The 14,722-nt window shown below is 52.7% G+C and carries 8 protein-coding genes; 4 read left to right on the forward strand and 4 right to left on the reverse strand.

Annotation, left to right across the window (positions count from 1 at the left end; translation table 11 throughout):
* Nucleotides 1-17 precede the first annotated feature (17 nt).
* From K1718_RS16975 to K1718_RS16990, 4 genes are all read right to left on the reverse strand, one after another.
* Nucleotides 18-1,709 carry a capsular polysaccharide export protein, LipB/KpsS family gene (locus K1718_RS16975; protein WP_265681455.1) on the reverse strand — a complete coding sequence of 564 codons (1,692 nt, stop codon included), beginning with the start codon at nt 1,707-1,709 and terminating at the stop codon, nt 18-20.
* 50 nt (nt 1,710-1,759) lie between these two features.
* Nucleotides 1,760-3,082 (reverse strand): capsule biosynthesis protein, encoded by a 1,323-nt coding sequence (locus tag K1718_RS16980; RefSeq protein ID WP_265681454.1) that lies wholly within the window; start codon nt 3,080-3,082, stop codon nt 1,760-1,762.
* Entirely contained in the window at nt 3,066-4,415 is a 1,350-nt protein-coding gene (locus tag K1718_RS16985; RefSeq protein ID WP_265681453.1) for a capsule biosynthesis protein, read from the reverse strand. Before K1718_RS16985 ends, K1718_RS16980 begins: the two co-directional genes overlap by 17 nt.
* A 74-nt stretch (nt 4,416-4,489) precedes the next feature.
* The gene (locus K1718_RS16990; RefSeq protein ID WP_265681452.1) at nt 4,490-5,620 is read right to left on the reverse strand and encodes a polysaccharide biosynthesis/export family protein; all 1,131 of its coding nucleotides are present in this window, start codon (nt 5,618-5,620) and stop codon (nt 4,490-4,492) included.
* Between the two features lie 234 nt (nt 5,621-5,854).
* Between K1718_RS16990 and K1718_RS16995 the strand changes: the two genes are divergently transcribed.
* The 4 genes from K1718_RS16995 to K1718_RS17010 all read left to right on the forward strand — a co-directional run bounded on the left by K1718_RS16995 (nt 5,855) and on the right by K1718_RS17010 (nt 14,636).
* A complete protein-coding gene (locus tag K1718_RS16995; protein WP_265681451.1) occupies nt 5,855-7,039 on the forward strand; it encodes an AGE family epimerase/isomerase in 1,185 nt (394 codons plus the stop codon).
* Between the two features lie 136 nt (nt 7,040-7,175).
* On the forward strand, nt 7,176-8,087 hold the full coding sequence (gene folD / locus K1718_RS17000; RefSeq protein WP_265681450.1) for a bifunctional methylenetetrahydrofolate dehydrogenase/methenyltetrahydrofolate cyclohydrolase FolD: 912 nt from the start codon (nt 7,176-7,178) through the stop codon (nt 8,085-8,087).
* A gap of 214 nt (nt 8,088-8,301) precedes the next feature.
* Nucleotides 8,302-10,284: an autotransporter assembly complex protein TamA gene (locus K1718_RS17005; RefSeq protein WP_265681449.1), complete on the forward strand. Its 1,983-nt coding sequence runs from the start codon at nt 8,302-8,304 to the stop codon at nt 10,282-10,284.
* Nucleotides 10,285-10,289: 5 nt separating this feature from the next.
* A complete protein-coding gene (locus K1718_RS17010; RefSeq protein ID WP_265681448.1) occupies nt 10,290-14,636 on the forward strand; it encodes a translocation/assembly module TamB domain-containing protein in 4,347 nt (1,448 codons plus the stop codon).
* Nucleotides 14,637-14,722: the final 86 nt, after the last annotated feature.

Here is a 14,722-nt window from a genome sequence, read left to right on the forward strand (position 1 = left end):
TCTCGGGATTGCGACGCCTAGATACCAAGCTTGCGCCCTAGCCAGGATGAATGCCGTTTAACTGCCGTTACAATAAGATGGCGACGATCTTGCCGTTGTTCGGAGAGCCTTGATATCAGATATTCTGGCGTACAGGGCAGTAGCGACACTGGGTCGATTGTTCGCGAGTAACGCACGATCGCCAAATAAACCAATTCGGGCATGGAGCGGCCCCGACCACGTCCCTCAATTTTCGTCAGATCTTTGGTAAGGCCCCATCCTGCATAAAAAGGTGCCCCGTGTACGGTCACTTCCTTGTCTCGTAACAACGCTTCGAAACCAGAAAGGGAGGAGAACGTTTCCAAGGCCTCGACTGCTTCTATGAGATCAACAATGTTGGCATCTTCAGCAATTACGTCGGCATATTGAAGTGCAACGTTCCTTGGAACACGCCCTTTTCGAAGTCCTGTTTCCACATCCGGATGTGGCTTGAAGACGAGAAAGGCGTCAGGATTGCGTTCTCGCGTGAGTTTTAGCAAATCCAGATTGACATTTGGCGTTGTGGCACAATCGATCGTTGCGGACAAGGATTTACGGATTGCGGCATCATCAGCGACCTGACCAGGGACCAGAATTGTCTTCCGATCCTCTGGAAACTTGAATTGTTTGGACTTTCCGAAGTTATATTTCGACACACGGGCAGTCTTGATCAAAGAAACCAGATCACGGCCGCGTGCCACTTCGGTTGCGGTTAGATCTTCGTTTCTCAGTAGAGCCTCAAGACGGCTTGGTCGTGACGGATCATAGTAGATCCCAAGGTCATCAACTGCCAACATAGCACCTCGGGCAAGTCCCGCCCCTAGGCCTACAGACCTCAGAAAACCATCCTCAATCCTCGAAAGTGGGATGTTTTTTTTCTCGCAATCGACCTCAAACCCTTTGTCAGTTCTGCCCGCCCAAGACACGATTTCTCCCCCATTAGCCTCAGCTGCGGAAATCGCCTCTTCTTTGGTTTCGTGGAACTCTACCGGGCCGCCTTTACCGGAAAAAGTAGCGGCAATTGAGGGATGGTTCCAATATTGCGCACCAAAGGCATGAACCGGTTTCTCGTTTTTTTGCCAGTTAGCTTGGACCAAGGCAAAAATCTCGAAAGCTTCACGAGACGATAGGAGTGCCCCAGAATAAGGCGAGTACCAGGCCGTGTGGCGGAGAAGGATCCAGTTCAGGACTTTGTCCAACTGCGTCGCCTCTGTCAGACAAGCGCTTTTTAGAGCATTCCAAAAGCCATTTCGGTCAACCGAATCTGAGCGATCTGAGAGAATATTTTCACAATCAACGCATTCGCTTTCGGCTACAGCGGTTTCACCGGCCAGTTCGCAGGCCAAGCCACTCGTGCGCCAACTCCCAACGAACTCAAATGATGTTTCATTTTCCCGGAGCCCGGCGGAACACATTTTTACGAGGCCGAGAGCAATCTTGGAAAAAACATCATCTTCCAGAAGCCAGGAGCTCTCGATTGGCAAGACAATTAAACTGCCAGGCACTCTCTTTGCGTTTAGTGGCGCAGGACCTGCCAAGACAAGGGCGTGAGACGCACTTGCATATTGCTCTTTAAAACTATTTTTCATCAGAGACTTCGTCGACATCGCACAGACTGGATTGTTCAGGTCCGCCCCCTGCAAAAAACCAGCACCCATGGCCGTTAATAGCTTGGGTTTGATGTCCAGCAAGTCTGGTGCCACCACCAGCCTCTTTCGTTTTCTCGATGGAAGCCAATTCATCACAAGGGTACTCCGAGCTCTCGTGCTCTTGTGAGTCTCGGCGGAGGATCAACAAATGCGCCTAGCGGATTTATTGTTCTATCTGCGATATGATTGGCAAGATTTTCTGCTGCAATTCGCGTTCCTTTGCGATTGTGTATCGATCCGCGAATTTGTGTTGTTGCGGCGAGTGCCCGGATGTAACAGCCCAAAAGTTCCAGATCAGGTTTCTGCGGTGATTGCCAGAAACTTTCTAGGTCTCCCTGATGCGTCAATCCCTCAATATCATAATGTGCCGGCACCAGCGTTTTAACCGGTAGACCTGCCTGTAAAGCTTCCACACCGGCAGTCGAATTTAATGTCACGACGCCTCTCGCCGCGTCGAAAAGATCGGACAAACGCCCGCCATCGAGGAATAATAGCCTTTTTGACAGGCCATGTTGATGAGCAAGCGACAAACTCGCTTCTCGCCAGTTTTCAAATCCGACATCGAGCGGGTGGGTTTTCAAAACGAGACAGTCATCTTGAGGGCCATTCTTTGCAAACGACCTGAAAACAACATCAATAACTTCAGCAAAGCTATCGTAAGGTGAGTGCCTTCGAAGCTGAAAGTCCCCTTCCAACTGCAAGGGCAGCAAGAAAAATGGTTTTCCCGACTTTTTAAGGGTGCCAACATCACGCTGTACAACCCTGTCACGTTTGCCTTGTGAAATCAGGCGCAATGCACCTCTCAAATACTCTGATACAGGCGGATAGATCGTATGCCGTTGGTAGTTCGGGTAGAGAACCTTCAGGAAGACATTGATCAAGTTGTAAGTCACATCAGGTGCAGTCTGCAGCCAGAATGAACTTGGATAAAGAGGGCTCAAATCCACATCGCCTGCCCTCTTCGCAATTTCACGAATCTCGTCAGCGTTTACTGGAAAGTGGCTTAAGGTCGAAAGACCGTTCCGTTCCAGTGTCATCCAACCAGGGCGTAGCGCTCCCAGCTCAGTTACGGCAACGAAGACTTCGGTTTTCAATGCTGCTTCGATCGCAAGTCGATGATAGAGGCGCTGATCACCGTGAAGTACAAGATCAGTTATCTGGTTTTTGCTTAAGAACTCGGCGATGAACTCCGGCCAATGTCGTTCGTCGCTCTTATAGCTTGTGCATCCCTCACCGTGCCAGTGAAGCCAATCACCCGCACAAAAGTTCAGTCTATGAACCCGGTACCCCTTTTGCCTTAAGATGTCGCCTGCCTGTCGGTAGAATGGCGACAAAGGTCCTTGTAGAAAAAGGATAGCTCTTTCGGACACCAAAAGAGGCGTGTCGCAGTGAGGGTCGTTAGCCTCGCCAGACATGAGACCAGCGTTCCGTGCGGCCGCGCGTTTTCAATTGCTCGGCAAATGTCGTCGCAATTCCCCGCGCTCGAGCTTTTTTTAGGCGTGGCGGGATTTGACAAAGAGCATCCGGCAAATTGACAGTACCAGCAATCATCCGCTGCGCCATCAGTTCTGCTGCGGCTTCTCGACCTTCCTTAGTGTAAAAACACCCCTTGACCTGAATGCTTGCCGCCAGCAAGCGCTCCAGCGCATCTCTGAGCTCAACGTCTGGTTCACTTCCTTCACGCCAGAATTCATCCAGTGATTTCTGACAGGTCAATCCGTCGATATCGTAAAGCGCAATGCCGAGAACTTTTGTTGGGCAGCCTACACGAAGCGAATGCAGCCCTGTTGTACTGTTGATGGTCAGTGCGCCACTTGCGTGTTTGAGCAGTTGGTCAAGATTACCACCATCGACCAACAGAACTCTCTTCTTTACTCCATACTCTTTCGAAATGGACTTCAAAATGCGAGACCAGGGCTCAATTCCGTTGTCGAGTGGATGTACTTTGAAAACAAGACGTGCAGCAGACGGCGCATGTTGAGAAAATGAATGAATGACTTCTTCCGCTGCCTCAGCAATGTGATCATACTGTGAATTGAATCGAAGCTGGTAATCGCTTTGAAGCTGTAAAGGAAATACGTAGTAAGGCAGCCCGGTTGCAATGATGTCGTCGATGACGTGCAAGGCACGTCGGTTTCGACTTTTGGCAAAGGTAAAGCGAGGAATATTGCTCAGGTAGTCAAGCAAGGGATGATACAGTTTATCGCGTACATATCCTGGATAAGCCAAAGCAAATATCACATTGGCCATGTTGTACGTCACTTCGTTCACGGCTTCATTGATAAACGGGTATTTGTATCGCGCCTCGCGATCGACATCAGGTAGCGTTTCAGCTGCTTCTTTGATGTGACCAGCATCTTCCGGGAAACGGGAATGCGCCGACATGCCGACATGTTCAAGCGTAATCCAGTCTGGCCGCAGATAGCCGTTTTCAAATGTCATACAGCATATACCAAGTTCATCGCCAATCTCGGCTGCAGCGACGTGATAAGGAACCCTGTCGGCATAGTAGACGATGTGAGTGACCTGGTTCTCCAGACAAAAGGCTCTGAGCCAGTCGGGCCAATTCTCCAGGCTTCCACGGTAGGAGGTACATCTTCGATCGTGCCAACCAAGCCAATCGCCTGCAGATAAGTTCACGCGAAGCGTTTTCACGTCGCGTTTCTCCAGGCTGTCCGCAATTGTGCGGGCAAACACTCCTGGAGGTCCCTGCAAAAAGAGAACGACCTTGCAGCTGACTGAACTCATATGTTGTGCCAACCTGCTGGCAATGACGGTTCAGCCAACTTTCTGAACGGTCATCATATTATAGCCCACGACTGTTAATCGGTGATACCCTGAACCACCGTGTAGTTACTTAGCAAGGGCGCAATAATTTGCAGGAATTTGCCAAGTTCTGCCGTTGGATGGTTCGCGATATAAAGAATATCTTTATCTCGCATTTCAAAGTGCTGAGTCATGAAGAACCCTTTTGGATCGCGCAAGCCCACTTTGTACACCAGCGGAGCCGTCTTTTTACCGGCCAGTTTGTCAGCGAGCTCCGGCCTAAGCTGACGAACCAAAGCAGCGTCTTCGTACCTGAACAAGAACACACCATTAGCGTCGGCTCGCGAATCACTCAGGCCACCAACGGTCGCCAAGGCTTCGGCCATTGACACGCTCTTTGTGCGGAAAGGGACTAACTCATTGCTTTTTACAGCACCAAATGCGGAAAAGGTCCTCGGTCGATGCGATAACAATATGTTGTCACTCGGAGAAATATATACATTGTTCTCTGGGTATTCGATTAAGTCTTCCAAGCGCGTTGTCCCAGCCCTATTGCCTCGCTTTAGCGTAACAACGGTTTCATATGTCGCCTCGCGAGCACCACCAGCCTGCGCAACGAGATCAAGCAACCGCGTATTGCGCAATGGAAGCGGGTAGACACCCGGTTTCATGACATCACCAACAACAACGGCCGTAGAACTAAGCTTGTCTTTCAGAGAAATCAGAACCTGCGGCTCCACAGCCTTGCCGACAAGTTTCTTCTGAACCGATTGGCGAAGACCTTCGATACTCAGTCCGGCCGCACGCACCCTCCCGGCGTAAGGCACGAAGATAAAGCCGTTCTCATCGACGACCGATGGAATTTGGCTGGAGCCGCTATCGCCGCTGGAAAACAGACCATCCGGTGACGCTTCCCATATTGTCACAACAAGCGTATCGCCAACACCCAAGAGAGTTGGTGACCCGCCGCGTCCAACACCACGGAATTGGTTGGCAAAAGCCAGAGGGCGATACGCCCGGATCGCCTCAATGTTGACCGGATCGATCACAACGACGGTGAAATCACCGGCTTCGGCGCTCGATTCAACATCCTGGGAAGTAATGTTAATGGCAGCCGGCCCATCGCCGGGCAGTGCGGAACACCCGAACAAAGCCGCCGCAGCTACCAAAACAGAAATAAAACGCATTAGAACCCGATCCACCCATTGGTTGTCAGTCTGGTAGCATTCCCTGTCGGGGTTGTCCAAGACACAACGGCCCTTTCCCCCGGAGAAACATCCCATCTGTGACTTTGCTGTAACAGTAGACCGTTTTTCCTAGTGAATTGATTAATTTCTGATTTATCGTCTTCAGTTCTTAGCGCCAAGGCCATTAGTGTCCTGGTTGAGTCCGGCAGAATTATGCTCGTATCGGAGTCTTCGATGACAACAATTGACAAAACTCAAGTCGGAAGATCGGTACAGCACCAATCCGCAGAATTGACAGCCTGGCTGAATAATCGTGCACTGCCGATGTGGACAGCTCTCGGTGCCGATATTGACAAAGGCGAGTGTTACGAGTCGATCGATCTGGCAACACAGAAACCCCTGTTTGCAGCCAGGCGGGCCAGAGTTGTTCCAAGACAGATCTACTCTTTCCTGGAAGGGGCGAAGCTTGGTTGGTCCGGCCCAGCCGAAGCCCTCACCAAGGGTCTATATAAATGGTTCCTTGACGCATATCATTCGAACGAGGGCTACTTCATCTCGTCGGTTGATGTCGAAAACCGGGTAACGGATCAAACGTTCGATCTCTATAATCAGGCCTTTGCCCTGTTTGCATTCGCGCAAATCGCAGGCAATATCTCTGACTTGCAGTCAGACGCCGAAGAGCATGCATCCGATTTATTGAACTATCTGACTGAAAACTATCGCAATCCACATGGCGGGTTTCGAGAAGCCAATCCCGACAAACTGCCTCTTCGCTCAAACCCGCACATGCACATGTTTGAAGCATGCCTGGCCTGGGAAACCATTTCCGCTGATCCTGCATGGCGGGAACTTTCTGACGAAATCGCCGAACTGGCACTGAACCGCTTTATCGATCCCGTCACCGGAGGATTGCGAGAGTTTTTTGAGATGGATTGGTCTCCATTCAGCGAAGATTTGGGCCGCGTTATGGAACCGGGACACCAGTTTGAATGGGCCTGGCTTTTGACACGATGGGGCCAATCTCGCAGCGACGCTGGTGCATTGATAGCCGCAAGGCGCCTTTATGATATTGCCTGGACGTATGGAATCGACGAGTCACGTGGTGTCACGTTCATGGCAATGAATGACGATTTCAGTGTTCGCAACCCGATCGCGCGACTGTGGGGTCAGACCGAATGGTTAAAGGCTGCTATTGCTCTTGCGGAAATTTCCAACGGACCGGAGCGCGACGCCTATCTGTCAGACATACCGGATGCTGCAAACGCGATGCGAAAGTTCTTCGAATCGGCGCCTGAAGGCCTTTGGCGGGACAAGATGAGTCCAGACGGAGAGTTTGAAGACGAGCCGGCACCGGCCAGCTCCTTATACCACATTGTCTGCGCCATTTCCGAACTGAACAGGTTTGCAGCTGGTAAATAGTGCTTATCAACAAGCGTGCATTTCGTGGCGCAACCAGCAAAGGAAAAGACGCAAACCGTCTTTTGGAAACTTGATTGCGGTTCTATAGGTTCCTCTGAAATCGGATGTTGCAATTGCAGATGTATGAGGAGGCTGAATGCCCCAGGCGCAGATAATTGACGGCAAGGAAATCGCAAATTCAGTACGCGATGATATCACTCATCGCGCAGCGCAGTTGTTGGAAGCGACTGGAAAACGGCCGGGACTGGCGGTTGTTCTTGTTGGTGAAGACCCGGCAAGCCAAGTCTACGTCCGAAACAAAGATCGAGCGGCAGAAGCTTGCGGCTTTCATTCCGTGAAACACACACTCGCGGCGGACACGAGCGAAGCGGACGTGCTCGCTCTGGTGTCGCAGTTAAATGAAGACGAGGAGATTCACGGCATTCTGGTACAATTGCCGCTGCCCGGTCACATTGACGAAAGCAAGGTCCTTCGCCTGATTCGCCCTGAAAAGGATGTCGACGGTTTTCATCCGGTAAATGTCGGCCTTTTGACGGCCGGAGAACGTGCCAGCGCGCTTGTCCCCTGCACACCGGCAGGCAGTCTCGTGCTTCTGAAACGGACATTGGGCGACACTTTGTCTGGACTGAACGCGGTCGTCGTCGGTCGTTCCAATATTGTCGGCAAACCAATGGCCAGCCTGCTGCTCCAAGAAAGTTGCACGGTCACCATCGCTCACAGCCGAACCAAGGATCTCCCAGCGATTGTTAAGGCGGCTGACATTGTTGTTGCGGCAGTCGGGAGACCTGAAATGGTCAAAGGTGACTGGATCAAGCCTGGCGCTACCGTCATCGATGTTGGCATAAATCGTATTCCGGCCCCCGAAAAGGGCGAGGGAAAGACACGACTTGTTGGGGATGTCGCCTTCGATCAGGCTGTCGATCATGTCGGCGCAATCACACCTGTGCCAGGTGGCGTTGGTCCCATGACAATTGCCATGCTCATGGCCAATACTTTGACCGCTGCTCGACGTTTGATGAATTTGCCAGAAGATCAAGCACTGTTCTGACAACCATTGGAGTATTTGACACCCAATTCAGGTGATCAAGCTCTTGAGGACCCTTCACTCTTGCGTTGATACCTGCGCCATGGTCTATCGTGTTTGTATTACTTTAACCATGGCTCCTTAACGTGGGTGACGTAGGGGCTGCATCAGCAGCTGGTTGAATTGCACAAGAGTGTTTCTTTGCAAGAAGCCATGCCAATCCGACAGGCGGCAGTAAGTGAAGGGTCTTCCGTCCTGCATGTCCGGCTCTCGAGCGGACACGCGTCTCAACGTTCATACTGCACTGGCAGCACTACAAGTTGCCGGTGCGTGCTGCGTTGAAAAACACGGTTTGATCAGGATCATCCTCGTTGGAGCATTGCTTGCGGTGCCGGTGCCGGCTCACTCCTTTGAAGTGTTCGGCTGGAAATTTTTCGAGTCGGCTGAGGATGAAGCTGCCGCCGTTCCAGACCCCTTGCCTTACAAAGCCGACTTGAGCATATCGAGTGGTGGCGATCACCTGAAAGATGAACTCGAAGGCGCATCGCTGCTTGTTCAACAACAGGACAAGCCCCCTTCTGGTGAAGCCGGACTGATCGCCAGGGCACTTTCCGACCGGGAAAGACTGATTGCAAAACTTTACGCAGACGGGCGTTATGGCGGTACCGTCGACATCACTTTGTCTGGAATACCACTGGAAACAGCCCTGGAACAAAGCGACCTTCCAGATGCGCGGCCGGTCAATGTCTCCATCGTCGCGAACCCGGGTCCAGTATTCACGTTCGGCAAAGTGGTTGTTGTCTCACGCGGCGGCGATTTGACTTCAGACCCAGGCTATTGGGGGCTCAAAGCGGGTGATGTCGCTGCCTCGGGGAAAATCCTCACGGCTGAAAAACGTATGGTGGCTGACCTTCGCGGGCGCGGTTTTCCAAAGGCCTCCATTGCGGAGCGGCGCATAACTGCCGACCACAGCACAGACACTTTGGATGTGACCCTCGTTGCCGACGCTGGTGAACAGGCGCGCTTTGGCAAAGTCTCCGTTAGCGGCACTGAAGTGACAGATCCTGACTTTGTCGTTCAGCAGGCCATGCTGCCTGAGGGCAAGATCTATTCGCCAGAAGATTTGGCTCGCGCACGCAAGCGCTTGAATGAACTTGGTATCTTCTCATCCATAAGACTGGTTGAGGGCCATATTGAAGGCCCGGACGGAAATCTGCCGATAACAATTGAAGTCAGCGAACGAAAGCGGCACGTCATTGGAGCCGGCGCTTCCTGGTCGAGTACTGAAGGTTTCGGGGTTGAGAGCTACTGGCGACGGCGCAATCTGTTCGGACGTGGCGAGTTGCTTTCGGTTGAGGGCTCTATTGGCCGCATTGGTACGGAAAGCATCGAAGATCAGGAATATTCGGCAAGGATCGCATTCGAAAAGCCCGGCGTCTTCGGACCTTTGACAAGTTTTTCAACCAGTCTCGAGGCGCGCCAGGAAAATCCAGATGCTTATAAGAGCCGCACCATCACATTTGACGCTTATCTGAACAGAGAATTTTCCGACACGCTTAAAGGCCGTGCGGGTGCGGAAATCTTTTATGCAAATGAAGAAGACGCATTTGGCGATGACGATTATCTGTTGTTCGGCCTTCCCGCCGACCTGACGTTCGACAACAGAGACGACAAACTCAACCCGTCGAAAGGCGTCTTTGCCGCAGTCTTTGCAGAACCTGCCTACGACACATTGAATTCCAATGCGATGGGTTTTGTGAAAGGCACTGTGTCCAGCTACTACGCACTTGATGAAGCGAAGCGCTTTATTCTGGCCGGACGTGTATCGGCCGGGTCAATTGTTGCGCCCTCGGTTGAAGCCGTTCCCGCAAGCCGGCGCTTTATCGCAGGTGGTGGTGGATCTATCCGCGGCTACGCCTATCGAAATGTCGGCCCCCGCATAAATGACGAGGTAACCGGTGGGCGTTCGTTGCTTGAATTGTCTGGTGAAGTCAGGGTGAAAATCACCGACACTATCGGCGTTGTCGGATTTGTCGATGCGGGCAACGCTTATGAAGACAGCATTCCGGATTTTTCAGAGAGCCTAAAGGTGGGCGTTGGTGCCGGTTTGCGCTACTTTACTCCTATAGGGCCACTTCGAATCGATGCGGCGGTACCGCTCGATCCTGGTCCGGGTGACCCGGACTTCGCTCTTTATGTCGGTTTGAGCCAGGCGTTTTAGCGCATATGCGTTTTTTAAGATTGTCCCTGCGAATCTTCGGATTCCTGATCGCGCTTGCGGTCGCGCTGCCGGTGCTCGCCATCGGAGCATTACAGCTGCCGGCAGGTCGGGCATTCCTTTCAAATGTCGCCAGCTCCCTTGCATCCAATGAAAATCAAACGGTCACGCTTGAAGAGCTTTACATAAGCTTCGGGCTCAACATTACGTTGGATCGACTGAAACTGGCCGACACTCAAGGAACCTGGCTTGAAGCCGAAGGCCTAAACTTCGACTGGCGACCACTGGGACTAATTACCGGTGACTTGAATATTGGTCAGATTTCCGCGTCGCTGATCGATGTCAACAGAGTGCCGATTGGTGCTGAAGAGGACCCCTCCTCCTCCAGCGCGCAGACTTCAGGGTCTGGTGGGATCGCACTTCCCTTCGACATTTCCTTGAAAGCACTTTCGATTGCAGAACTCAATCTTGGAGAACCTCTCTTGGGCGCTCCAGTTTCCCTGGCAGCCTCCGGGTCCGGTTCATTCGCTCTTGATCCTGCACTCATAACCGCTGATCTCGATGTGCACAGGATTGATGGGATCGATGCCTCGCTAACGGCCCAAGCTCAGTTTGAACCATCTGCTGAAACGCTTGCATTCGACATTTCTGTATCAGAGCCACGGGGCGGTCTTGCTGCGCGATTGCTTGAAGTCCCGGACCTTCCCGCGCTGCTTCTTTCTCTGAAAGGCGACGGGCCACTCACCGACTGGGCGGCCAATCTCGAAGTTGCTCTAGATGGTCGCAAAACCGTCACCGGTTCGGCACAGATTTCGCAAACCGCTGAGGGACGAAACCTGGAATTCGATCTGGACGGCGACCTTGAGCCACTTGCTCCGCCAGCTGCCCAGGCGTTTCTTCTTGGAACGACAGACATCAAGGGGAGTGCTCAGTTTTCTCCCGAGTTCTCGCCGCGCTCCGGGAACCTTTCACTCAGGACACAAACCGTTGCCTTGAGTGCAAATGCTGAACTTGGTTCCGAGAGTTTAAATGCATCTGGCAAACTGGTTGTCAGTGCAGGTGACAATGCGCTGATTGCACTTGATCTCGGGAATCGGCGTATTGCGTTTGGGCCAACGAACGTCGATTTTTCCGTGACTGGAGATCAGACCGCAGCAGTGTGGTCGCTTAGCGCCGGTCTCGCCTCTTTGCAAACCACTGAAGCTCGCACGGGCGCTTTGACGCTCAGCGCCTCAGGATCAGGTGCCGACCTGACCCCCGACGCACTGAAAACACCATTTGACCTGAAACTCAACGTCAAACAATTGGTGGGTTTGTCACCTGAAACCAAGCCAGTCTCAGGACGGCTTGAGTTGAATGCCACAGGATCGGTGGATGCCCAATCGCAAAGTCTGTTTTTCCAATCTCTGGACCTGACTTCGCCTGCTGCCAGTCTCGCGTTAAACGACAGCTTGCTATCGCAAGATGAAATCAAGGCACAGGGGCGCATGTCCCTTGGAAATCTGGAAATCTTTTCAGAGGTGGCGGGCCGAACGCTCGGCGGAGGCCTCACCAGTTCTTTTTCCACCAATCTGAACCCAAGTGCGCTTTCAGGATCGGTCGCCCTGTCATTGATTACAAAAGATCTGCAAACTGGTGTCGCACAAGCCGATGCGCTTCTGACAGACGACACTCAGGTTGATCTGACACTAGATCTGGAGGGCCAAGACAACATAACGCTGAAAAGCCTGTCGTTGAAAAACAGCGCACTGTCGGCAAATGGCAACGCACAATACGAAAACGACTCCTTGATCTCAGAGCTTACCGCGAAACTCGCCGATCTGTCGAAGGTTGACGCTCAACTCTCTGGCAGCCTGGAATTCAGCGCAAAAACGTCCGGCCCGGTGGACGCGCTAAATGTTGAGGCTTCGGCCAGTTCCGATCAAATTCTTCTTGCCGGCACGCCTTTGGATGATTTGAGGTTCGAAACAGAGGCTGTCGCGGACCCTGCAGCTCCCAAAGCCACTATCAAAAGCTCTGCAAAGCTCAATGATCAACCGATCTCCGTTGACGTGGAGTTGTCAAGCCGGGATGGCGGAGCAGACATTGATCCTCTGTCGATGAAGCTTGCAGGGAATTCGATCAACGGAAATCTCTCGGTTGGTGATCTGACCGAACCTTTGGAAACACTAGCCGGGGAGCTGAAGATTGATGCACCTGATCTGGCATCGCTTTCACCGCTCCTTCTCACTGAGATCGGCGGGCGTATCGAAGGGACCGTATCAGCTGATCCGGACAACAAAATTCTCGTCCTGAACGTCACTGGGAGTGACATTGACGTGCCCACTGTCAGCATCGGTTCGCTGAAACTGAAAGCCAACCTTGCTGCTCCGTATGCGCCTGAAACAGTCTCCGCAGACATAGAGATTACGGAACTGATAACGGACGCAACACCTATGCACCGGGTGAAAGTTCTTGCAAAGCCCCAGGATGGAGGCACAGCAATTACTGCCGAAGCGGACATGGATAAGGGGCAAAAAGACGGCCTCACATTGGCAGCGCATATCAGCGAACCTGAGACTGGTGCTTATCTGGTTGCCCTTTCTGAACTGGGGCTTCGCTATCAAGGGCTGAAAAGCCAGTTAAACCAACCGTCCCGGATCACCTACCAAAATGGCGATGTAACGATTACGCCATTGGAACTCTCGCTTGGCAGCGGTTCACTTTCACTGGCGGGAAAGGCCGGTCAATCGCTCGATATGAGCGCTGAACTGAAATCCATACCTTTGAACCTTGCAAATGCGTTCGTCCCTTCGCTCGGTCTCGGCGGCACTCTCTCCGGGAATGCAACAGCGAACGGAAGCACAGCCGAGCCTGAAGCCAAATGGTCGATCACAGGCAGCGGTCTAACGGCAACCGAGCTGCGGAAAAACGGTCTGTCAGACTTCAACATGACCACCACGGGCACGCTCAAGAACAACCAGATCAATCAATCAACGAAGCTCAATAATGCAAGTGGACTCAATTTTGCCTCGTCAGGGACGATTGGGCTGGCACAACCCAATCCACTTTCCATAAAGCTCAATGGCACAATCCCGACATTGGCGCTCAAAAGACCATTGCTGGAAGCAGGTATCAGAAGCGAAGGCGCGATTGCAGTGGACGGAAACGTGGGCGGTTCTGCCAGTTCACCCACGTATCAGATCACCGCGACCCCCGCTGACCTGAAGGTGACGAGCCTTTCCACCGGCCTTACCGTGCGAAACATCAGCGGCAATGCGTCGGTCAATCAGAACCAGGCTTCGATCAATGGTGTAACTGGAGAGATTGTAACGGGCGGATCGCTCTCAGCGTCCGGGACCGTCGGCATGAATGACGGGTTTCCGGCAGATCTTTCTATAAATCTCGACAACGGCCGCTATGTAGACCCTGGTCTGGTAACAGCCGAGGTGGACGCTGATCTCAAGATCACGGGGCCCCTTGCCTCTTCCGCTTCGTCCGCTCTTTTCGGTGGAAGCGTCACGATCAATAAGGCCGATATCTCCATTCCCGAGTACCTGCCTGGCGCAATCCCGCCCGTCGACGTGCAACATATTCATGCGTCAAAAGCGATCATGGAACAAGTTGCCCAAATAGGCGGCGGACCGAAACAAAACCAGACGCAACAAAAGTCAATTCCACCTCGGTTGGACATACTTGTTTCCGCGCCGGGGCGCATCTTTATCCGAGGGCGCGGCTTGGATGCTGAGCTTCAGGGAAATCTCAAGGTCGTCGGGACAACCGCAAATCCGCAGGCGATTGGCGCTTTTTCGTTGAAGCGCGGTCAATTGGACATCCTTACCAGACGGCTCGTTTTCTCGCGCGGAACAGCAACCTTTGAAGGGTCGCTCACACCCGTTATCGATTTTGCTGCCACGACGACCGTCAACGATACGTCCATTACAGTTTCGGTAAGTGGTGACGCGGACGACCCTGTCATCGAGTTCAGTTCCTCTCCCGAACTGCCTCAGGACGAAGTATTGGCCTTGCTTTTGTTCGGAAAGAGCGTCGGCAACCTTTCGGCGACGCAAGTAGCGCGTCTTGCTGCGGCCATAGCGACCCTGACCGGTGGAAGCGACACCGGACCCCTCGCCACGATACGCAAGTCTTTGGGCCTGGACGCCATCGATATCAACACGGATGGAGACGATGGACCGTCCGTTGCTGTCGGCAAGTATATCAACGACAATATTTATGTCGGCGTTGAGCAAGGAACCGGCTCCGGATCCAGCCGCGTCAAGGTTGATATCGATCTCGACCGTGGGCTGAAGGTGCGCGGTGAAGTCGGTGCTGACGGGTCTTCCAAGGCAGGGATATTTTTTGAACGGGAGTACTGATGTAGATCTGTAGTCCCGTCATTTTTGACAGGCTTTCGGCCTGATCCCGCCCTTACTCACCCAGTATGCGACAAATCGACCGCTTG

It is taken from the genome of Roseibium porphyridii (assembly GCF_026191725.2).
Classification (GTDB): domain Bacteria; phylum Pseudomonadota; class Alphaproteobacteria; order Rhizobiales; family Stappiaceae; genus Roseibium; species Roseibium porphyridii.